A 20323-nucleotide genomic window follows, 5' to 3' on the forward strand; every position below is an offset into this window, starting at 1 on the left:
GTCGCCGCGTGCCCCCGGCACCTCTCATGACGGTCCCAGCAGGCTCAGGACGAGTTCGACGACCCGTGGATAGGTGCGGCTACGGTCGAAGTGGTCCTCGGCCATTCGACGGTTGTTGGCGCCCATCTCCTCACGCAGCCGGGGGTTGTCGGCCAGCAGACACAGATGCCGTGCGAGATCCTTCGCATCTCCCGGGACACAGTTGACTCCGGCTTCGTACTCCGCGACCAACCTCCGGTACTCCACGTTGTCCTGCGTGTTCAGCACCGGCAGTGCTGCAGCGGCATAGTCGCCGACCTTGTTGATCACGCTCTGCGCGGCGCCGGGACGGATGGGGTTCACGGCCACGTGGCATCCCCCCAGGCGAGCGACCATGTCCGCGTACGGAAGACGCCCGACGAAGTCGGCGGCCACGCCACAGTCCTCGGCGTGCTGTTGGAAGCGCGACGTCAGCGGCCCATCCCCCATGACCACCAGACGAAACCGTCGCGCCGTCTTCTGTGTCGCCTCAGCGATGGCATCACACACCAGTGGCAGGTCGTAGCTGTGACCGAGCGTCCCGACATACGCGATCCGGATCTCGTCGGACGAGCTCGCGACGTCAGCGGCTCGGCTCCCCTGACGTAGCTCGTCGAACTTCGCGAGATCCGTGCCGAGGTAGACGACGTGAGCCGACCGTGATCCCGTCCGGACGGCGTCGGCGCGTCGAGCGTAGGTCTCGGACACTGCAACCACCGCGTCAGCCGCACGGTAGACGCGGTTCGCCGTCCTCGACAGGGGATGCATGAGAGGCCGCGTGACCGCCGGTGCCGGCGAGAGCAGCTCGAAGGCCTCGGGCCACAGGTCCTGCACATCGACGACGAGGGGGATGCGCTTCTCACCGGCGAACCTCGCTGCCACGTCGGCCACTGCCAGCGATGGCACGGCGCAGTAGATCAGGTCAGGGGTCTGGCGGGCGTGGAGGAACCTGCGCAGATGGCGCGCCATCAGTCGATGGCTGACCAGCCGCTTCAGCCCGACATTCCTGGTGTAGCCCGGCTCGCGGATCAGCGTGCGACGGAAACCGTGGTCACCGTACGGCCATGTCCGCTGCTCCTTCCGTGCATGTGAGAAGCTGGACGTGACCAGCTCTACATCCAAGCCACGCGCCACTATCCGACCAGCCAGGTCGCTGAAGCGATCGTTCGAGCTGCTGTCGTCGGCGCTGAAATGGGCTATGAGCAGGACGTCAGGGGACGGGTCACCCACGCGCGGAGTGGAAGACATGTGCACTCAACTTCCGTCTGGTCGGACCGTGCCCCGGTCCGTCACGGCGACCATCGGACACTCACGGTCGTTACGCCCCACCCAGCGTCATCGAGGCCCGAGCGCGGCCTGCGCCAGTGTACGTCAGGTATCACGGCCGAGGTCGCCGGACTTGGTAGGATCTGAGCCCGAGAGGACCCGGTCATGCCGGGTCTTTGCCGTCTGTGAGGAGTCCGATGGGTTCTGTGTGCTTCCTACTCACGTCGGTCGGGCGCCGAGTCGAGCTGGTCCGGCACTTCCTGTCCTACGCCGAAGAACACCCCGGCAGGCTTCGAGTCCTCGGCACCGAGATCGACCCGCACGCACCTGCCGCCCAGCTCCTGGGCGACCACGTGCGGCTCGTTCCACGCAGTGACGAGGCCGGCTACGGGTCCAGCCTGCAACAGGTCTGCGAGGTCGAGGGTGTCGACGCTGTCTTTCCGCTCATCGACCCCGACGTGTCGGCCCTGGCCGGCACGGACCTGCCCGTGGGGGGTCTACGCGACCGGGAGGTGGCCGCGGTCGTCTCGGACAAGTGGTCGACCTACGAGTGGCTCAGAGGACGGGGCATTCCCACCGTGTCGACGTGGCTCCCCGGACAGCGCCGGCACGACTCCTTCCCCGTCTTCATGAAACCCCGAAAAGGAAGCGGTGGGGAGGATGCGTTCCAGGTCCGAGATCCGGACGAGTACGCGTTCTTCAGTCGCTACATCACCGCTCCGGTGGCGCAGGAGCTCCTGCCCGGCCCGGAGCTCACTGTCGACGTGGTCGTCGGCCGAGATCGGGAGGTGCTGGCCCTCGCTCAACGCGAACGTCTTGCCGTCAGGGGCGGAGAGGTCAGCCGTGGGCGGCTCGTCCACGCGGACGAAGTCGAGCGGGTGGTGCGCCACGTCGTCACCGAGCTGCGGCCCGGGGGGCCTATCACGGTTCAGGGCATGTACGACCGACACGGCACGTTCCGCGTGACTGAGATCAACGCCAGGATGGGGGGAGGGCTCCCTCTGGCGATCGCCGCCGGGGTGCCGCTCGCCCGTCTCCTCGTCGAGAGCTGGGCGGGTGAGCGGCCTCGAGAGGTTCGTAACAGCGATCTGTCGATCGGCCTGCACATGGCGCGATTCGACGATGCGTTCTACTGGCACCCATGACCGTGGCACGCAGCGCAGCTCTCCTGCTGGACCTAGACGACACCTTGTTCGTCGAGCGTGACTACGTCAGGAGTGGCTACTCGTCCGTCAGCTCATGGCTGGGTGAACAGCTGGGAGTGCCTCCCCGAGTGCTCATGGCTTCGCTGACGGAGATCTTCGACTCACCTACCCGCGGTCGGGCCTTCGACACGCTCCTGGCTGAGTACGGCCGGAAGGACCTGGTCGACGAGAGCGTCCGACGCTATCGGCATCACAAGCCGGACATCGAGCTCACACCTGAAGCCGAAGAGCTTCTGGCGACGCTACCGAGCGGCCTACCCCGGGGCATCGTCACCGACGGACCGACGGTCATGCAGGCCGGCAAGGTCGAGGCCCTCGGTCTGCATCAACGCGTCCCCGTCATCGTGCTCACCGACCGGCTCGGCGGGAGAGACGCCTGGAAGCCGTCGCCCGTCGGTCTCCTCGATGCCGCCCGACGCCTCGGAGTCGTCGCCGACCAGTGCGTCTACGTGGGCGACAACCCGCACAAGGACTTCCACGCGGCCCGTGCGGCGGGCATGGCCTCCATCCGGTACCGGGCAGGCTTCCAGGTCCATCGGGACTGCGAGGCCGAGTCGTCGTACCAGCCGGATACGGAGATCACGTCTCTACTGGACCTCCCGGCCTGGGTCGACCTGCCGCCGACCGGCTGAGCGGTCCAGCGGCTCACTCTCATGCCCGGAGCCACGGAACTCGGGCATCGTGGGGTGACCCTCCGCCGAGATCCCCTGTCGCCGGACAGTGTTGACGACGGTCCTCGCCAGGATCTGCAGGTCCATGGCGAAGGTGGCTGACTCGACATACACCGCATCGAGCTCGAGCCTCGACTCCCACGAGAGTGCGTTGCGCCCGCTGACCTGGGCAAGTCCTGTGATTCCTGGCCTGACATCGTGACGGCGTGCCTGTCTCTCGGAGTAGCGGTCCAGGTAGCGCGGGAGCAGCGGCCTCGGACCCACGAGAGACATGTCGCCCACGAGCACGTTCCACAGCGTGGGCAGCTCGTCGACGCTCGTCGTCCTGAGGGCTCGGCCCACCAGGGTCATGCGTTCCGCATCACGGTCCGACCCCACAGAAGGGTCGGCGAGCCGCATCGTCCGGAACTTGACCAGCTCGAACGGCCGGCCATGAAGCCCGGGACGTTCTTGTCTGAACAGCACCGGTGAGCCCATGGTCACGCGAACCGCTACCGCCGCGGCTGCCTGCACCGGAAGAGACGCGACCAGGAGTGGGGCGGCGATCGCAACGTCCAGAACCCGCTTGCCTCGGTAGCTCACGTCGCGAGGACCTCGACCACGGCAGCGATGACGTAGTCGACCTCCGAGTCCGTGAGCGCAGAGCCACTCGGCAAGGCAGCACCTCTCCTGAAGAGCCCCTCGCTCTGTCTCGCACCGAACGTGCGCGCACCGGCCATCGAGGGCTGCATATGCATGGGTTTCCACAGGTGTCTCGCCTCGATACCGCGGCGGGTGAGCTCGCTCAGGACGTGTGTGACGTCCGCCTCGTCGTCCTCGACGACCAGCGCCGTCAACCAGCAGTTGTCCGAAGCATCTGAGCGGCCGGTGTCTGCTCCGAGGAACCTCACGGGCAGATCCCCCAGAGCCTGGACGTAGCGTCTCCGGATCTCCCTCCTCCGTTCCATCATGGCGTCGAGTCTCGTGAGCTGGGCTCTTCCCAGTGCTGCCAGGAGGTTGGACATCCTGTAGTTGAACCCGATTTCCCTGTGCTCGTACCAGGCGGCAGGCTCCCGGGCCTGCGTCGAGAGCTTGCGCGCGTGGGCGACGAGGCCACTGTCGTTGCTGAGGAGCATCCCTCCGCCCGAGGTGGTCATGATCTTGTTGCCGTTGAACGACAGGGCGGCGGCGCGACCAAACGCACCGGCTGCGACGCCGTGGAACGACGCGCCCAGGGCCTCGGCCGCGTCCTCGAGGAGGGGCACCTCCCGTTCCTCGAGTGCGGGGACGATGGCGTCGTAGTCACAGGCTCGGCCGAAGAGGTCGACCGTCATCACCCCCGCCACGTCTCTACCCTCAGCTCTCAGCGTGTCGACTGCTTCGACCAGCCGGTGAGGATCGACGTTGCCGTCCCCGGGCTGGCTGTCCACGAAGACTGGTTCGGCTCCCGAGTAGACCACGGCGTTCGCTGACGCAGCGAAGGTCATCGACGGCAGCACCACGACCTTGCCGGGACCTGCGCCCAGCTCGAGGAGAGCCAGATGCAGGGCTGCAGTGCCGGAGGCAAGGGCCAGCGCATGCTTCACACCCACACGCTCCGCGATCTCGGCCTCGAACTCGTCGACATCAGGGCCGAGCGGCGCTATCCAGCCCGACCTCAGCGCGTTGAGGACATACTCCTCCTCCACCGCAGTGACATCAGCCTTGGATAGGTAGATCGTCCCGCCCATGGTCACGCCTCCCGGTGTGCGCTCAGCGCAGCAGCTCGTCGATGGTCTCGGCCCAGTCCTGGGGACCGTCCGCCCCGGTCGCGTCAAGGGTCGCCAGACCGTTGTCCGCGGCGAAGTCCGCCAGCGCGGTGTTGACCTCGGGGGTCGACACCTGCTCAGCCTGCAGCACGATGCCGACGGGCACGCCGTCACCGACCAGGCCGCGCAACGCATCGAGCAGGTCCTGCATCTGGTCCCCCACCTCGTCGGCGTCGTTGTTCACACCGAGGTTGACCAGCACCAGGTCAGTGGGCGCGTCCGGCAGGAAGTCCTCCACCCGCTCGGCCGCCGCGGCGATGTCGGTGCCGGCGCGGGCCGGGCTCCAGATCGACAGCATGACGCCTTCACCCGACTCGGAGAGCACATCCGGAGTCGTGTAGGCGACGTCGGCCTGCTCTGCCCAGTGCACGACCGTCACGGGTCGCTCGTCGGCGAGCCGCTCCGCCCACAGGTGCACCCACTCGCTGCGGTTGTTGCTGGTGTCGTCGCCGATGACCACCACGTCAACGGCCCCGTCGTCCTCGCCTTCGAGGGCCGCCGACAGATCCTCCAACGACGTGTCGTCCTGCTCGTCCTGCTCGTCGTCCTCCTCGGCGTCCGGGACCGCAGCCGACGTGGTGGCTGCGTCGCTGTCGGAGGTGTGCCCGCCCGTCGTCACCGGGTCGATGGAGGGTGCACTGGTGAGCGCCGCGACCACGGACGCGGCGGCCACCGCGGCCAGCAGCCCGACCAGCACGTTCTGCAGACGCTCGTTCACTCACACCTCCTCCGGCGGTCCTCAGCCTAGGTCACGCCCACGAGCTCTACCGACTCCCCCCGGCACGCGTGGGAGACTGTCACCGTGATCTTCCTGGCCTTCGTCGTCCTCGGCCTGATCTTCCTGCTCGTGCTGGGCAGGTACGTCTCGCCGCGCTCGAGCCGCAAGCCGGTGGTCACCTGGGGGCTGGACGACTACGGCACGCACATCCTGCGGGGCCTCAGCGTCTTCTACGCCGCCGGGGCGCGCAACGCCTACCGGATGGACCGGCTGCACGAGGAGGCCAAGCGCCGCCCGCAGGACGAGCCGGAGGGCCTGGGCGTCATCGACGGCCCCTACCTCGACGACCCCAACGACCCGCGCGGCAAGCCCGACGGCTGGGTGCCCCCCGGCGAGGCCGACCAGGACCCCCGGCCCTGACCCGCGGCCGGAGCCCACGATGACCGGACCCCGTCTGCGGGTGCTCTTCGCGTTCTCCTACTCCACGCACTACCGCCTCGGCGTGCTGCGCGCGCTGCTCGCCGACCCGGACACGGACGTCGACGTCGCGGCCGGGGTCACCGTGCTCGCGCACGCGCCGCAGAAGGTGCACCCCCTCGACCCGGCCGACCTGCCGCCCCTGCGGCTGCACCGGACGTATGCCGTGCGCTCGCTGCGCTGGCAGCCCGGCCTGCTCCGGCAGTCGCTGCGCCGCGACTACGACGTCGTGGTCTGGGACCCCTCCATGCACTGCCTCACCATGTGGGCCTCCTCCCTCGCCCTGCGGGCACGGCGGCGCACGACCCTCGTCTACTGGGGCCTGGGGTGGACGGCCCGCCACGGGGCCGCCAAGGAGTGGGTCAAGGTGCGCGCCTTCCGTCTGGCGCACGGCTTCCTGACGTATGGCGCACGCTCGGCCGAGCTGGGTGCGGCGGCGGGCTACCCCGCCGACCGGCTGCACGTCGTCGGCAACAGCACCATCGACACGCGGCAGGCCGCCGAGGTCGCCACGGCGCTGCCGCCACTCGAACCGCTGACACTCGGCATCTCGCTGCGGCTGACCCGGCGCAAGCGCATCGACCTGCTGCTCCGCGCGGCATCGGCCCTCCAGCAGACGGGCACCCCTGTGCGGGTCCACGTCGTGGGCGACGGCGAGGAGCGGGCCGCCCTGGAGGCCCTGGCCGGCGCGCTCGGGGTCGACGCGCACTTCCACGGCGCGCTCTACGACCCCGGCGACATCGCCGAGGTCTACCGGCAGGTGCACCTGACGGTCATCCCCGGCCATGCCGGGCTCACCGTCGTCCAGTCGCTCATGCACGGCCGGCCTGTCGTCACCCACGACAACACCGGGCGCCACGCCGCGGAGTGGGAGGCGCTGCGCGACGGCGTGACCGGCTCCTTCTACCGCGAGGGCGACCTCGACGACCTCGTCACGCACATCCGCCAGGTCGCCGGCTGGATCGCCGAGCGGGGTCCTCGCGTGGCTCGCGACTGCCGTGAGGACTACCTCGCGCACGGCGACCCGGCGCAGCACGCGCAGCGCATCCTGACCGCGGTGCGCGAGGTCCACGAGTGGCTGCGGGTGGAGTAAGCCCCTCTGGGGGCACAGATACCCCGGAAGGAAGGCGTCATCGGTGCCGTCCCCGCTACGCTGAACTCCTGCTGATGGAACCGTCACCTGGGAGCGTCGTGGAAACAGATGAGCTGATCTACGTTGCCGGCCACCGTGGCCTCGCGGGCGGGGCCATCGTCCGCGCCCTTGAGGCGGCGGGCTTCCACAGGCAGGTCACGCGCACGCATGCAGAGCTGGACCTGACGGAGCTCGCAGCCGTCATGGACTTCTTCAGCACCGAACGGCCCGACCACGTCTTCCTGGCCGCCGCGAGGGTCGGCGGCATCGCCGCCAACGTGGCCTCGCCAGTGGAGTTTCTTCTCGACAACCTCCGCATCCAGAACAACGTGCTGGAAGCAGCACATGGCTTCGGGGTCACCAAGCTCATGTTCCTCGGGAGCTCCTGCATCTTTCCGCGCGCAGCACCGCAGCCGATGGGCGAGGACCTGCTGCTGACCGGTCCTCTCGAGCCGACGAACGAGAGCTACGCGTTGGCGAAGATCGCCGGCATGAAGCTGGCCTCGGCCTACCGGCGCCAGCACGGTCGCGACTTCGTCAGCGTGATGCCGTGCAGCCTGTACGGACCAGGTGACAACTTCCACCCGGAGACCAGCCACGTGGTCCCTGCCCTGCTCCGCCGCTTCCACGAGGCCACGATGACCGGCGCCGACGAGGTGGTCGTCTGGGGCACGGGGCGACCACTCCGGGAGCTGATGTATGTCGACGACTTTGCGCAGGCATGCGTCTTCCTGATGAACACATGGTCCCAGGACGGCTTCATCAATGTGGGCACCGGCCACGAGATCACCACCGGTGACCTCGCTCGGCTGATCGGGCGGACAGTGGGCTACGAGGGGGCGGTCGTCTTCGACCACGATCGCCCGGACGGCATGCCTCGCAAGGTGCTCGATGTGAGCCGGCTGAACGATCTCGGCTGGACCGCTCCGACACACCTCGTCGACGGGTTGCGTATGACCTACGCATGGTTCGCGGAGCACTACGACAGCACGGCGCCTGTGCGAGGACAGTCGGCGACGCGTCCGTAGGCGTCATCCCGCTTCGCAGCCTTGCTGTCTCGCAGCCTCCTTGCACACCTACTCCGTCGGGAGCGCGACCCTGAAACCACCGTCCTTGAGGTACGCCAGCCGGGCGGCGACGTCGTAGTCGTGAGCCACCATCTCGGCAACCAGGTCGCGGATGCCGATGGTGGGCTTCCACGACAGCACGGACTCCGCCTTCCCGGCGTCACCCAGCAGCGTCTCCACCTCCGTCGGCCGGAAGTAGCGGGGGTCCACGCGGACCACCGTGTCACCGACGCCGACGTGTGGCGCACGATCGCCGTCCACGGCCTCCACGACGCCGACCTCGTCGACCCCCTCCCCCTCGAAACGCAAGGTGACCCCGAGCTCGTGGGCACTCCACAGCACGAACTGACGCACGGAGTACTGCTCCCCTGTGGCGATCACGTAGTCCTGCGGCGCATCCTGCTGCAACATCATCCACTGGAGTCGCACGTAGTCCTTGGCATGCCCCCAGTCCCGCAGGGCGTCCATGTTGCCGAGGTAGAGGCACGGTTGAAGCCCAAGGGCAAGATGGCTGATGCCGCGCGTGATCTTGCGGGTGACGAAGGTCTCCCCTCGCCGGGGTGACTCATGGTTGAAGAGGATGCCGTTGCAGGCGTAGAGACCATAGGCCTCGCGGTAGTTGACGGTGATCCAGTAGGCGTAGAGCTTCGCAACGGCATACGGCGACCGGGGGTAGAACGGAGTGGTCTCCCGTTGAGGCGTCTCCTGGACCAGGCCGTAGAGCTCGCTGGTCGAGGCCTGGTAGAAACGGACCTTGCCGGTCATCCGCAGCAGCCGCATGGCCTCCAGGAGCCGCAGCGTGCCGAGTGCGTCCACGTCGGCGGTGTACTCCGGCTCCTCGAAGCTGACGGCGACATGGGACTGCGCACCCAGGTTGTACACCTCGTCCGGCTCCACGTCCCGCAGGATCCGGGTCAGGTTGGTCGCATCGGTGAGATCGCCGTAGTGCAGATGCAGCTGGGCGTCCTCCTCGTGCGGGTCCTGGTAGATATGGTCAATGCGGTCGGTGTTCAGCAGTGACGACCGACGCTTGATCCCGTGGACCTCGTAGCCCTTCTGCAGGAGGAGCTCCGCGAGGTAGGAACCGTCCTGTCCCGTGATGCCGGTGATGAGTGCCTTCTTGGTCATGTCACCCGATCCGATTGCCGCAGTGAATGGTCCGACCCTGTGCGCCAGCCTGGGCCGATCATCCCACGACACCGCCCGGCTGACCATGACCGCAGCCGGGCGGCCGACAGGTCAGACCTTATGCTGGCACTCCATGACACCCCCAGGAGACGCCGTCCTATGGAGCACCGGGTCAACACCATCGACCTGAACCAGCTGCTGCTGGCCGGGTGGAGATGGATCGTCGTGGCCGCGGTGGCCGGCACACTGCTGGGGGCGCTGGTGGGCACCCAGTGGCCTAAGTCCTACGAGGCGACGGCGGTTCTGACGATCGAGCCGTCCTCGGCCGAGGACGTGCTCAACATGGAGACGGAGCAAGTTGTCGCCTCCTCCACCGCGGTGCAGTCGCGCGCCGCTGAGGTGCTCGGCGTCAGGACGGGCGAGGTGCGCTCCACGGTCTCGGTGCAGGTGCCCCGCGGAGCATTCGCTCTGCAGTTCACCGCCACGCACAGCTCGCCGGAGCAGGCGGCTGCCTTCGCCAACGCCATGGCCGAGGCCTACGGCGACCAGGCGCAGGAACGCGTGCAGGAGGCCACCACCAACAGGATCGAGACGCTGGTCGCCCTCATCGACGACCTGGAGCAGGAGCTCGCCGACAATGACCAGGACTCGGCACGAGCCACAGCCGTGGAGTCGCGCCTGACAGCCGCGGAACGGGAGCTGCTCGACCTGGAGCTCAACCCCGAGACCGGCGTGGCTGAGCGAGGGACACTGGTGTCCCCGGCCTTCCCGCCGACGACTCCGGCAACGCCAGGCTGGCCTGTCTTTGCCGCTGGGGGTCTCGTCGCCGGCCTGATCATCGGGGTCGCCCTCGTCGTGGCCTTCCGAGGGCGCGGAAAGGTCTGACCCTGCCCGGCAGGACGATCCCGTCCAACGGTCAGAGACGCTGCCAGCTGCCCGGCACGAGATCGGTCGCCCGGTCATCGGGGCGGGACGCGAACCACGTCGCAGGTGCCACCACCGGTTGCTCCTCCGTGGAGGGATCTCCGAGCCACCCACCCCACCAGCTGAAGCTGCTGTTGGCGATGATCCGCGACGAGCAGGCCGCCATCAGCCGGATCTCGCCTCCTGCACTGGTCGTGACATCCGGGGGACACAGCAGGTCCCCCGGGCGGGCGAGGTTCTCCCGCACCCAGACCAGGTCGTCGCTGAACCACACTCGTCGATGGTGGCCGGTGGCCTGGACGAGCTCCAGCGCCTCCTCGTAGTAGTGCCTGGACAGCACCCCATGGACCTGCGCATTGGTGGCAGTGGTGTAGTCACCGCGCCGGATGTGGACCGCGACCGACGAGGAGTCTTCCGTGAGGTCGTCCAGCAGCTCCCGGCCGCGGGCGGTGAGCATGGATGTCAGCAGCCCTGTGACCCGCGCGCGCACCGACTCCTCGTGCCCACGGAAGTAGGACGGCGACTGGAAGTAGCCGCGCACGTAGGTGCGCCCCGACAGCACGTCCTGTCGGACGGAGTCGGGGTGCGCCGGTGCCGGCTCGTGCACGGGTCGCAGGCCCACCAGGCCCAGCCTCCCCGTGCGCTCCAGACCGACCAGCGCGAGACCGACCGGCCGGGGCAGCAGGAGGTGACGCGGCACCAGGGGCGCGAGCTCGAAAGGGCGCTCACCCCTGCAGCGCACCTGGTCGTACTGGACGTGATGGCCTGCAGCGGTGAGGGAGTGGGCGAAAGCCCACTCGAACAGCTGGTTCCCTAGCCCTCCCTGGAAAGAGAGTATGGTGTCAGCGTGTCTGACCAGGTGTCGCACGCCAGAACTCTACCGTCCCACGGTGCGGGAGGGCGCGGTGCCGAGCCCGAGGAATGACGGTGGAACCCGACAGGGTTTCCGGGCTGCTCTGAGCCGGTTGGAAGGTTCCCAGAAGCCCGGCGACGGAGAGCCCGCCTACCTGAGGTGGGTCAACCGTCCGCTGGGCCGCCGAGCGGCTGCCCTGGCCCACACCGTGGGCCTGACCCCGGATGCTGTGACCTGGACGAGTGCAGCCTTCTCCCTGGCCGGCTTCGCCGTGGTGGCGGCCGCCCCGCCCACCTTCGCCGCTGCTCTCGGGGCAACCCTGCTGCTCGTCATCGGCTACGCGCTGGACTCCGCCGACGGCCAGCTCGCCCGGCTCACCGGGACAGGCAGCCACGCGGGCGAGTGGCTGGACCACGTGGTGGACGCTGCGCGGATCCCGATGCTGCACCTGGCCATCGCCTCCTCGTTCTTCTTCAGGTCGCACGGCGGGTCTCTCTGGCTCGTCGCCGCTGCACTGGCCTTCGCCGTGGTCTCCTCGGTGTGGTTCTTCGGCTCCATCCTGGCCTCGCACCTCGGAAGCGCGTCTTCTCGAACCGCCCCGGGGACGGCCCCGGCCTGGGTGTCGTTCGTCAAGCTGCCCAACGACATCGGCTTCCTCTACCTGTGCCTGCTGACCCTGCCCGTCCTGTGGCTCTTCGCCGGGCTCTACCTCTTCCTCCTGCTCTACACGGTCATGGCCGCGACAGTCTCCCTGCACCGCAAGCACCGCGCACTGCGCAGCCTGTGACACGAGGACCGGTATGACCGATACCGCGGCAAGGACATCCGGTCCGACAGGGCGTGCCAGCGCTACCACGACGTCCTCTCCCACGAGACCGACGGAGCTGCCCGGCTGGCCCGTCCTCGCCCTCCTCTGGGGGCTGCCGCTGTGGTGGGTCGTGGGTCTCTTCTCGCTGAGCACCGTGGTGATGGCGGGCCCGATGCTCCTCTACCTGGTCACCCGTCGCGACGTGCTGGTCGTCCCGGGCTTCCTGCCCTATGCAGCGTTCGTGGCCTGGATGGTTCCCTCAGCTCTCATGCTCGAGGGCGGCACGCTCAGCTATGCGATGCGGTTCGCCCAGTTCGTGTCGTTCGCCGTGCTGGCGCTCTACGTCCTCAACGCTCGTCGGTCGCTCCCGGCCGAGCGTGTGCTGCCGGCCCTCACCGCAGTATGGGTCTGGGTGGTCCTGGGCGGCTATCTCGGAATGGCCCTTCCCGATCTGGAGCTCTCGTTCACCGTCGGCAAGCTCCTACCCGCCTCGTTGGCCGACAACCCTTACGCAGCCGACCTGTTCTACCCCGGGGTCGCGGAGATCCAGCGACCATGGGGTGCCGAGGAGCCGTTCGTCAGACCCGCGGCACCATTCGCCTACGCCAACGGGTGGGGAGCCTCCATCGCCCTGCTGACGCCTGTGCTGCTGGCCACCGTCGCGCTGGTGGGGAGTCGCGCAGGCATGATGTGGGCACTGGTCGGCCTGGTGCTGGCCGTGCCGCCCGCAGTTGCCACGACCAACCGGGGGCTCTTCCTCACCTTGGGGGTGGTCCTGGGCTACGCGATGCTCCGCCTCCTGCTGCGAGGGCAGGTCCTGGTGCCGCTGATGGCCACCGCGGCTGCTGCAGCCGTCGCTCTGGCCGGGGGCTGGCATGCTCTCTACGCCTCCGTCACGGCCCGACAGGAGGTGGCCGACACCACCACGGGTCGCAGCAACCTGTATGCGGAGACGTGGGAGCGGACGCTGAGCTCGCCCGTGCTCGGACACGGGGCACCACGCCCGTCCTTCAGCAGCGAGATCAACGTCGGAACGCAAGGCATGGTGTGGAACGTCATGTTCTGCTTCGGTCTCGTCGGGCTCGTGCTGTTCCTCTACTTCCTCGCCGGGCTCGTCGTGCGCACCTTCTCCGTGCCCAGCACGGCCGGTCTGTGGCTGCACACCGCGCTGGTCGGCGCACTGTTCATGAGCACCTTCTACGGACTCGACCGCCACCTGCCCTACATCATGGTGGTCGCCGCCCTCCTGCTGCGAGACAAGGGGGATCTCCGCTCCCGGCTGTGGCGTCGGGCATGACGGCGCCGGCCCAGAACCCCGCTCCCCGTAGGCTGCTGACGTCCGGAGCGGTGAGCCTGACAGGCTCGGCGTTCGCGGCGGGCGCTGCCCTGGTGCTCGCCATCGTGGTCGGACGAGGGCTGGGAACGGCAGGGACCGGCCTGTTCTTCCAGGCAGTCGCCCTCTTCACCGTCCTGGCAGGCATCCTCAAGCTCGGCACGAACAGCGGACTCCTCCGGTCCTTGGCCCGGTCGCGCGCGCTGGACAGCCGGACGAGCGAGACCAGGGTGCTCTGGTGGGCGACCTGGCCGGTCCTGGTGGTCTCGGTCGTCGTCAGCGTGCTGCTCGGCGCGCTGGCGGACCCGGTCGCCCGCGTCCTCGCAGGGGGCGGACGTGTCGAGGACCTGGCGGACATCATCAGGCTCGGCGCCCCGTTCGTGGCCGTCGCCGCTGTGCTGGGGGTGCTGCACACGGGTGTGCGGATGATGCGGGGCGTGGCGGCCTTCACCGTGCTGCAGAACATCCTGGTGCCGGTGGGGCGCGTCGCCGGTGTCGGGCTCGTCGTGGGTCTCGGGTGGGGTGTCGTCCACGCCTTCGGCGCCTGGTTGGCGCTGCTGCCCTTGTGGCTTCTGGTCACCCTCGGGGTCCTGGTCGCTCCGGTACGAGCCGACCTGCGCGCGCGCCGAGCACCGACCGAGAACGGTGAGACGTTCAGGTCGTTCTGGCGGTTCAGCGGAGGGCGCGCGCTCGGCGCGGCCGTCGAGGTCTCTCTCGAATGGGCGGACGTCATCATCGTCGCGGCGCTGCGCCCGGCGCACGAGGTGGGCATCTACGCCGTGGCTACCCGTGCAGTGCGTCCGGGCCAGATCGTGGACCGCGCGCTGCGCATCGTCGTCAGCCCGGTGATCGCCCATCAGCTGTCCTTGGACGACCGGGAGTCCGCGGCCGTCCTGCATACCCATGCCACCCGGGCGCTCGTGCTCCTGTCCTGGCCCTTCTACGTCTCGCTCATCGTCATGGGACCGTCGGTGCTGCAGCTCTTCGGTCCTGACTTCGCCGACGGGTACCCCGTGCTGGTGGTCCTGTCAGCGACGTTCCTGGTGGCCACGGTCGGGGGCATGTTGCAGAGCATCCTGCTGATGGGGGGGCGCAGCAGCTGGCAGGTCTACGAGAAGAGCGCCGTGCTCTGCGCCAGCGTCGTGCTCAACCTCCTGTTGGTCCCACGGTGGGGCATCATGGGCGCAGCAGCGGCGTTCGCGGTGGTCGTCACCCTCGACACGCTGGCTGCAGCGACGATCGTCCAGCGGGCGATCGGTGTCGAGCTGCGGCCCCTGCAGGTGCTTCCCGCGGGCGGGCTTCCCATCGCGGTGTTCGGTGGCGGCGGCCTGCTGGCCCTGGCGGTGTGGGGCCCAGAGCCTGCAGCGCTCCTGCCCTTCCTAGCGATCTGTCTGCCCGTGTACGGCCTGTCCCTGTGGCTGCTCAGACGCCGTCTCGGGATCGAGACGTTGATGGGGAGGGGTGCCCATGGCGCGAGCGGCGGCTCGTCGCAGCCGCCCGCGCCGGGCCGGGGGGACACCGGACCGAGCCACCTCCGCAGCGAGTGAGTCCAGTCGGGACAGGACGCGCCTCACTCCAGGCGACGGGGTGAGGTCCGTCGCGCGGGTCGGCACGTCACCGGCTAGCGCCCGGGACATCAGGGAGTGCAGCTCTTCCTCCGACACCGCGACGTGCACGACGGCCTGCTCCCTCAGGAGCAAAGCGAACTCGAGCTGGTGGAAGTCGACGACCTCGTTGAACTCGGGGCTCCGCGGCACGAGGATCGGGACGGCCCCCACCGCTCGGGCGTCCATCACTCCGCCGGCTCCGCCCTGCAGGACCAGGACGCGGGCTGCCGCATACGTCTCGATGAGGTAGGCATGCGGGATCATCGCGACGTTCTGGGCGTGCCGGGACGGTCGCGACACCCCGTGCTGCACCAGCACCGACACCTCAGAGTGCGCCTCGGCCCACGTGTCGACCCAGTCGACCAGACGGTCGAACGGCAGATGGTAGGTGCCGATGCTCACGACGACCTCGGCCCTGGGGATCACAGGACCACCCCGACGTGTTCGCTCTCCGGCAGCTGCGCAGCCAACTCCGGCCACTGCACGAAGAAGTGGTCGGCGAACGGGTACAGCAGCCGGCCGCTCAGGGACAGCCGTCGAATCCTGTCCACCGGCTCGAGATGCACGGTGACAGCACCGAACGCCCCTGCCTGCGCGAAGAAGGGCACAGCCGCAGCCGCGCCCGTGCTCAGGATGACGTCCGGTCGCACCAGGCACAGGACCTCGTGTGCCAGGAAGGTGTTGCGCACCAGGTTACGGAGGCTGCGCACGGTCGGGTAGTGCGCTTCGACGACCGTCTCGCCGACGAGCCGGGCGACCGCGTCATCCGTCGGCAGGGTCACCCACACCCGCTCGTGCTTCTCCCAGAACGGTTTCAGCGCCCACATCTGTGCCAGGTGCCCGCCGGAGGAGCACACGATGAGAAGTTTCACTCAGATCCCCTTTCCTGCGCGCTGCACAGCCCAGATGACCCACCGCGCAGGCAGCAGGTGCGCCCCGATCAGCCAGGCCAGGACAGCCTTGGGTTGGGCAACGTGGTGTCTGAGGGCTCGCACTGCCCAGGAGCGGCCCAGCGCTCGTTGTCCTGCAGCGGCCCGCGCGAAGGCGATCTGGCTCTGGATGCGCCCCACTGCCTTGTCGTGCGCGGCGAACTCCGGATGTGCCTGGAGCAGCCAGGTGAGCGCGTCCGCGTACTGGCTCCACTTGCCGAAGAAGTACGACTGTCCCTGCCAGGTCACTCGGGTGAGCGGTTCGTTGACCACCAGGACCGGCGTCAGCCGGGACGTCCTCAACAGAAGGTCGTAGTCCTCGCCGTAGCTGCCCGGAAGCTCCTCGTCCACCATCCCGATAGGTCCCACGAGCGCCTCTCGACGGAACACGAACGAGCTGGAGTGCAGGCCCGCCAGACGGTTGTGCAGCAGATGCTCGTGTGTGACAGGGCTGTGTGGGACGAGTCGCACGTGGGTGCGCTCGCCTGCGTCCACCTCCATGGCCGTGCCGACCAGCACGGCGTCCGGGTGCGCCTCCAGGAGCGACATCTGTGCAGCGAGCTTGCCCGGCAGCCACACGTCGTCGTCGTCCAGGAAGGCGACGTAGTCGTGGGAGGCGGCAAGGATGCCGGTGTTGCGCGCTCCGGCAAGACCACGGGTGCGCGTGTTCGTGACCGTTCGGAGGACGCGACCGCCCCCGGTCGGCACGTTTGGGACGAACGGGTCGCAGGCGTCGAACACCACGACGACCTCCAGGTCGCCGTCGTATTGCTGGTCCAGCACGCTGGCCACAGCACGCCGCATGAGCTCAGGCCTGTGATGGGTGGGCACCACCACCGTCACGCCCGACGACATCCGAGCCACCGCCCAACGGACCCGCGTAGGTGCTGGCCATATGCTGAAAGTCCTGCAGTCGCGGCACGCCTCCGGGAGTTCGCCGGCGAGGAAGGAGGACGAGCGTGGTCTCCTCGGCGATGGCCCACCGTGTCTTCACGGTGAAGTCCGGTCTGGCCCAACCACGCACCAGACGGGCAGCCCGACGCATGCGCGCCTACGAGAAGGTGGACCCCGAGCTGCTGGGCGTCGTGCAGGCGGCACGGGCCATGGCCGTGGCTCGCACAGCGTTCCTGACCACCCCCTTCTACCGGGAGCTCTATACACAAGCCGGTTTCGGCCTCGCTGACCTGGCCGACCCGGGCAACTTCGCCATGCTGCCCGAGGTCACGAAGGATGCCGTGCGCGAGCACGGATCGGACATGGTCGACCCCTCGTCCCGTCGTCGCGGACTGGTCTCGACGACGGGCGGGAGCACTGGCCGCCCGATGCAGGTCCTGCACGACCCTTCGGCCCCCGTCGCCGCCATGTGGTGGCGTGCCTACCGCTGGTGGGGGGTCGGCGCCGGGGAGCATGCCGCCTTCGTCACCCGACAGCATCGTGCAGGGTGGAGGGCGCGTGCCTACGACGCGCAGTGGTGGCCGACCCGGCACCTGTACCTCAATGCACGTGGGATGGGTCCGGACGAGATGGAGAGGTTCGTGCGGCAGTGGAACCGCCTCGAGCCGCAGGTGCTGACGGGATACGTCGAGGCCGTGCACGAGCTCACCGCGTTCGTGGAGGCTCAGGGCCTGTCCCTGCGACCGCCACGCGCTGTGGCTGTGACCGCCTCCGTGCTGCGGGACGTGCAGCGCGAGCACATCGAGACGGTGCTGCGTGCGCCCGTCTATGACTGCTACCGCTCTGCCGAGGTGCCATGGATCGCGGCACAGTGTCGCGCGCGCGGTGGGCTGCACATGATGACCGACCTGCGTGTGGTGGAGACGGTCGACGGTGACGGCCGACCGACACGGGACGGGCAGCTCGGCGACGTGCTCCTCACCGACCTCGTCAACGCCGTCCACTTCCTCGTCCGCTACCGGATCGGCGACCGCGCTCGGCTGCTGGCCGACGCCTGTCGCTGCGGGATGTCCCTGCCGACCATGTCCCCGGTGGACGGACGGGAGATCGACGTGCTCCGTGCCCCTGACGGGCGCGTGGTCCCAGGAGGCCTCAGCACGGTCTTCTCCCGCTGGCCTGGTCGGGTGGACCACTTCCAGATCGAACAGCATGCCGACTACCGCATCACCATGCGTTGTGTGCCGACCCGCTCGCCCGACCATGCCACCCCGGCCGCGGAGGCGGTGGCGCGGGACATCGCCGGCATGCTGGGGGACAGCGTCTCGGTCACGGTCGAGCTCGTCTCATTCATCGCCCATGAGGGAGGCAAGACCAAGCTGGTGGTGTCGCATGTCCAGGACTGACCCGTTTCTCCGGGCGTTCCTGACGGGGTCGCTGACCTGACCCCACAGCTCCCGTGCGATCCGCACGGTGCTCTCGATGTGCGCGGTGCTCGACGCACCGAACACGACCGACTCGACGGCGGGGATGTCCGCGATCCACTCGAGCGCCTCCCTCGGGGGGATGGCGCCGGAGGCGAAGACGGACATGGCGATGGCCCGGCAGCGGTGCTGTTCGAGCACGTCGAGGTAGGCGTCGATGCCCCCCGACATGCGAAACCCGATCTTGTTGATGTTGGCGCAGACGACAGGTTCCTCGATCCCTGCGTCTTCCAGGGCCTGCACGAGTGAGGGTAGGTTCATCGTGATGAACCCGGGTTCCGCGCCGTAACGCTCACGCACGTGGCGCGCGAAGACCGCGAACGCCTCGGTGAACTCGAGGCCGAGCAGCAGGTCCACAACGACGTTCTGCAGGAAGACCACCGGCGTCGGGAGCCCCTCGAACATCCTCATCTCGGCGTCCACAAGCAGGGTGATGAGCCCTTCGACGTCCTTGCGCGCCAGGGACCGGCCCCCGCGCACGACCGAGCTGAGTATCCCTTCGTCAGGCACGAACTGTCGGACGGCCCCCACCATCCCTCGCTCGGTGACGGCGTTCGCGTACTTGTGGGCATACGGCATACCAGGGAAGAAGACGAGCTCCGGGTAGCGCTCGGGGCGGAGCCGTGCCGCGTCGCAGATCTCCGCGATCCGCTCGTGCGTGGTGCACATGAACGTCCGCAGGCCTGCTTCGTAGGCGGCGTCCAGCACCTCCAGGACGACCTCGATGTCCTGGAAGCGCATCGCCTGGGCACGCGCCTTCTGCTCCGACATGTGGTTGATGCCGAAGAACTGGTTGTCGCCGAACAGCAGCCGGTCCATGGTCATCGCGCCAGGATCTTCCGTGCGGTCGCGCCGACTCTGCGCAGACGTCCCGGTCGAGCGGTCCTGCCGCTCCGTGACGGCGGTGCTGTCCTGACAGCGACGTCAGGACGCGCGGTGGCTGTGCCACTGTCCCGGTCGCGGAGCAGCATCCCGATCACCTCGTCGGTCTGGGCAGCAGAGGCGAAGTCAGCTGCGCCCGACCCTTCGACCATGGCACCGGACGACCTGTCGAGACAACGGTCGACGAAGTAGTCGAGCTGGGCGCTGTACTCCTCCCCGCGCACGTAGTGGTTCACCGGGTTGCTGAGGTCAGTGGTGTACCGCACGTTCCACCCCTGGTGGTATCCGTCGGGGACGTCGGGTCCTCGCAGGTAGACCTGGCACTCCTGCCGGTCGACGTCGATCGTCCCGTGTGTCCCCCAGATCCTGACTCTGGTCGACATCTTGCGCTGGGACTCGTCCGACCAGTTGACGGACAGCTGGCTGGAGACCCCCTCCGGGTAGCGGATGGTGGCGTAGACCTCGTCCTCCGTCTCCGCCGAGAGGATGGTCCCCATCACGGTGCCTGAGACCGACAGAGGTTCGCCGAGGTACCAGTTGAGCAGGTCGATCGGATGGGCGGCGTAGTCGTAGAGGCAGCCACCCCCCTGGTCCCGCCGGGACCGCCACGTGCTTCCGCTGGTCTTGAGGATGACCGGTCCGTATGCCTCTGCCTGCGCGTGCACGACCCGCCCGACCGCCCCGGCGTCCAGGAGCCGCTTGCACTCCTGGAACGCCGCGACGAACCGATAGTGGTACCCCACCTGGTGGTGGACCTGCCGGGTGTGGGCAGCCCGAACCAGAGCCAAGGAGTCTTCGGGACGCAGCGTGAGGGGCTTTTCGCAGAAGACGTGCTTGCCTGCGTCGACCGCTGCACTGACCAGGTCGAGATGCGATGCGGTCGGAGTGGCGACCACCACGGCATCCGTCTCGACCGCGGCCAGCATCCGTGTCGCGTCGGAGTACACCTCGACGCCGGTGTACTTGTGCAGCACCTCGAGGACGAGCTTCGAGGCGTCGCAGACGGCGGTCAGCGTCACGTCCGGATGGGGCTTGATGATCGACAGGTGGGAGAGGCCCATCTTGCCCAGTCCGATGACGGCCACCTTGAGCGGCCGAAGCTGAGGTGAGTCGTTCCTGGTGTAGGTCCGATGCGTGTCCATC

At 68.4% G+C, this 20323-nt stretch carries 20 protein-coding genes and 1 pseudogene; 10 read left to right on the forward strand and 11 right to left on the reverse strand.

Going from position 1 to position 20323, the window contains the following annotated elements:
- Nucleotides 1-24 precede the first annotated feature (24 nt).
- Nucleotides 25-1248, reverse strand: coding sequence for a glycosyltransferase family 4 protein (locus tag LVO85_RS03925; protein ID WP_232746076.1), 1224 nt, complete (start codon nucleotides 1246-1248; stop codon nucleotides 25-27).
- A 233-nt stretch (nucleotides 1249-1481) separates the two neighbouring features.
- Between LVO85_RS03925 and LVO85_RS03930 the strand changes: the two genes are divergently transcribed.
- Nucleotides 1482-2429, forward strand: a complete 948-nt coding sequence (locus LVO85_RS03930) for an ATP-grasp domain-containing protein (RefSeq protein WP_232746077.1) — start codon at nucleotides 1482-1484, stop codon at nucleotides 2427-2429.
- Nucleotides 2426-3121, forward strand: a complete 696-nt coding sequence (locus LVO85_RS03935; protein WP_232746078.1) for an HAD family hydrolase — start codon at nucleotides 2426-2428, stop codon at nucleotides 3119-3121. The genes LVO85_RS03930 and LVO85_RS03935 overlap by 4 nt, the downstream gene beginning before the upstream one ends.
- On the opposite strand, the gene LVO85_RS03940 is transcribed toward LVO85_RS03935, so the two are convergent.
- From LVO85_RS03940 to LVO85_RS03950, 3 genes are read right to left on the reverse strand one after another with little or no spacing between them, the layout of a single operon-like run.
- Nucleotides 3077-3742, reverse strand: a complete 666-nt coding sequence (locus tag LVO85_RS03940) for a sugar transferase (RefSeq protein ID WP_232746079.1) — start codon at nucleotides 3740-3742, stop codon at nucleotides 3077-3079. The genes LVO85_RS03935 and LVO85_RS03940 overlap by 45 nt on opposite strands.
- On the reverse strand, nucleotides 3739-4869 hold the full coding sequence (locus tag LVO85_RS03945; RefSeq protein WP_232746080.1) for a DegT/DnrJ/EryC1/StrS family aminotransferase: 1131 nt from the start codon (nucleotides 4867-4869) through the stop codon (nucleotides 3739-3741). The genes LVO85_RS03940 and LVO85_RS03945 overlap by 4 nt, the downstream gene beginning before the upstream one ends.
- 22 nt (nucleotides 4870-4891) lie before the next feature.
- Nucleotides 4892-5665, reverse strand: coding sequence for an SGNH/GDSL hydrolase family protein (locus tag LVO85_RS03950; RefSeq protein ID WP_232746081.1), 774 nt, complete (start codon nucleotides 5663-5665; stop codon nucleotides 4892-4894).
- A gap of 84 nt (nucleotides 5666-5749) precedes the next feature.
- On the opposite strand from LVO85_RS03950, the gene LVO85_RS03955 reads away from it, so the two are divergent.
- The 3 genes from LVO85_RS03955 to LVO85_RS03965 all read left to right on the forward strand — a co-directional run bounded on the left by LVO85_RS03955 (nucleotide 5750) and on the right by LVO85_RS03965 (nucleotide 8302).
- Nucleotides 5750-6085: a hypothetical protein gene (locus LVO85_RS03955; RefSeq protein WP_232746082.1), complete on the forward strand. Its 336-nt coding sequence runs from the start codon at nucleotides 5750-5752 to the stop codon at nucleotides 6083-6085.
- Nucleotides 6086-6104: 19 nt separating this feature from the next.
- Nucleotides 6105-7235 carry a glycosyltransferase family 4 protein gene (locus tag LVO85_RS03960; RefSeq protein WP_232746083.1) on the forward strand — a complete coding sequence of 377 codons (1131 nt, stop codon included), beginning with the start codon at nucleotides 6105-6107 and terminating at the stop codon, nucleotides 7233-7235.
- A gap of 98 nt (nucleotides 7236-7333) precedes the next feature.
- Entirely contained in the window at nucleotides 7334-8302 is a 969-nt protein-coding gene (locus LVO85_RS03965; RefSeq protein WP_332875406.1) for a GDP-L-fucose synthase family protein, read from the forward strand.
- 48 nt (nucleotides 8303-8350) lie between these two features.
- Here LVO85_RS03965 and gmd read toward each other — a convergent pair whose 3' ends face one another.
- Complete coding sequence (gmd, locus tag LVO85_RS03970; RefSeq protein ID WP_232746085.1) at nucleotides 8351-9469, reverse strand: GDP-mannose 4,6-dehydratase; 1119 nt, start codon at nucleotides 9467-9469, stop codon at nucleotides 8351-8353.
- 159 nt (nucleotides 9470-9628) lie between these two features.
- On the opposite strand from gmd, the gene LVO85_RS03975 reads away from it, so the two are divergent.
- Nucleotides 9629-10354 carry a Wzz/FepE/Etk N-terminal domain-containing protein gene (locus LVO85_RS03975; RefSeq protein WP_232746086.1) on the forward strand — a complete coding sequence of 242 codons (726 nt, stop codon included), beginning with the start codon at nucleotides 9629-9631 and terminating at the stop codon, nucleotides 10352-10354.
- Between the two features lie 31 nt (nucleotides 10355-10385).
- On the opposite strand, the gene LVO85_RS03980 is transcribed toward LVO85_RS03975, so the two are convergent.
- Nucleotides 10386-11093 carry an alpha-1,2-fucosyltransferase gene (locus LVO85_RS03980; RefSeq protein WP_232746087.1) on the reverse strand — a complete coding sequence of 236 codons (708 nt, stop codon included), beginning with the start codon at nucleotides 11091-11093 and terminating at the stop codon, nucleotides 10386-10388.
- A gap of 265 nt (nucleotides 11094-11358) precedes the next feature.
- On the opposite strand from LVO85_RS03980, the gene LVO85_RS03985 reads away from it, so the two are divergent.
- From LVO85_RS03985 to LVO85_RS03995, 3 genes are all read left to right on the forward strand, one after another.
- Nucleotides 11359-12033: a CDP-alcohol phosphatidyltransferase family protein gene (locus LVO85_RS03985; RefSeq protein WP_232746088.1), complete on the forward strand. Its 675-nt coding sequence runs from the start codon at nucleotides 11359-11361 to the stop codon at nucleotides 12031-12033.
- 151 nt (nucleotides 12034-12184) lie between these two features.
- Nucleotides 12185-13351: a hypothetical protein gene (locus tag LVO85_RS03990; RefSeq protein WP_232746089.1), complete on the forward strand. Its 1167-nt coding sequence runs from the start codon at nucleotides 12185-12187 to the stop codon at nucleotides 13349-13351.
- Nucleotides 13352-13401: 50 nt separating this feature from the next.
- Complete coding sequence (locus LVO85_RS03995) at nucleotides 13402-14934, forward strand: oligosaccharide flippase family protein (protein ID WP_232746090.1); 1533 nt, start codon at nucleotides 13402-13404, stop codon at nucleotides 14932-14934.
- 102 nt (nucleotides 14935-15036) lie between these two features.
- On the opposite strand, the pseudogene LVO85_RS17165 reads toward LVO85_RS03995, so the two are convergent.
- From LVO85_RS17165 to LVO85_RS04005, 3 genes and pseudogenes are all read right to left on the reverse strand, one after another.
- Nucleotides 15037-15474, reverse strand: a pseudogene (locus LVO85_RS17165) (glycosyltransferase); the annotation flags it as partial.
- On the reverse strand, nucleotides 15417-15866 hold the full coding sequence (locus tag LVO85_RS04000; RefSeq protein ID WP_232746091.1) for a glycosyltransferase family protein: 450 nt from the start codon (nucleotides 15864-15866) through the stop codon (nucleotides 15417-15419). The gene LVO85_RS04000 and the pseudogene LVO85_RS17165, both read right to left, overlap by 58 nt.
- The gene (locus LVO85_RS04005) at nucleotides 15867-16778 is read right to left on the reverse strand and encodes a glycosyltransferase family 2 protein (RefSeq protein WP_232746092.1); all 912 of its coding nucleotides are present in this window, start codon (nucleotides 16776-16778) and stop codon (nucleotides 15867-15869) included.
- A 104-nt stretch (nucleotides 16779-16882) separates the two neighbouring features.
- Here LVO85_RS04005 and LVO85_RS04010 point away from each other — a divergent pair, with 104 nt between their 5' ends.
- Nucleotides 16883-18220, forward strand: coding sequence for a phenylacetate--CoA ligase family protein (locus tag LVO85_RS04010; RefSeq protein WP_232746093.1), 1338 nt, complete (start codon nucleotides 16883-16885; stop codon nucleotides 18218-18220).
- Here the strand turns inward: LVO85_RS04010 and LVO85_RS04015 are convergent.
- Nucleotides 18161-19123 carry a hypothetical protein gene (locus LVO85_RS04015; RefSeq protein ID WP_232746094.1) on the reverse strand — a complete coding sequence of 321 codons (963 nt, stop codon included), beginning with the start codon at nucleotides 19121-19123 and terminating at the stop codon, nucleotides 18161-18163. The two genes, LVO85_RS04010 and LVO85_RS04015, sit on opposite strands and share 60 nt — an antisense overlap.
- The gene (locus LVO85_RS04020) at nucleotides 19120-20322 is read right to left on the reverse strand and encodes a Gfo/Idh/MocA family protein (protein ID WP_232746095.1); all 1203 of its coding nucleotides are present in this window, start codon (nucleotides 20320-20322) and stop codon (nucleotides 19120-19122) included. The genes LVO85_RS04015 and LVO85_RS04020 overlap by 4 nt, the downstream gene beginning before the upstream one ends.
- Nucleotide 20323 lies beyond the last annotated feature (1 nt).

It is taken from the genome of Ornithinimicrobium sediminis (genome assembly GCF_021272345.1).
GTDB classification, from domain to species: Bacteria; Actinomycetota; Actinomycetes; order Actinomycetales; family Dermatophilaceae; genus Ornithinicoccus; species Ornithinicoccus sediminis_B.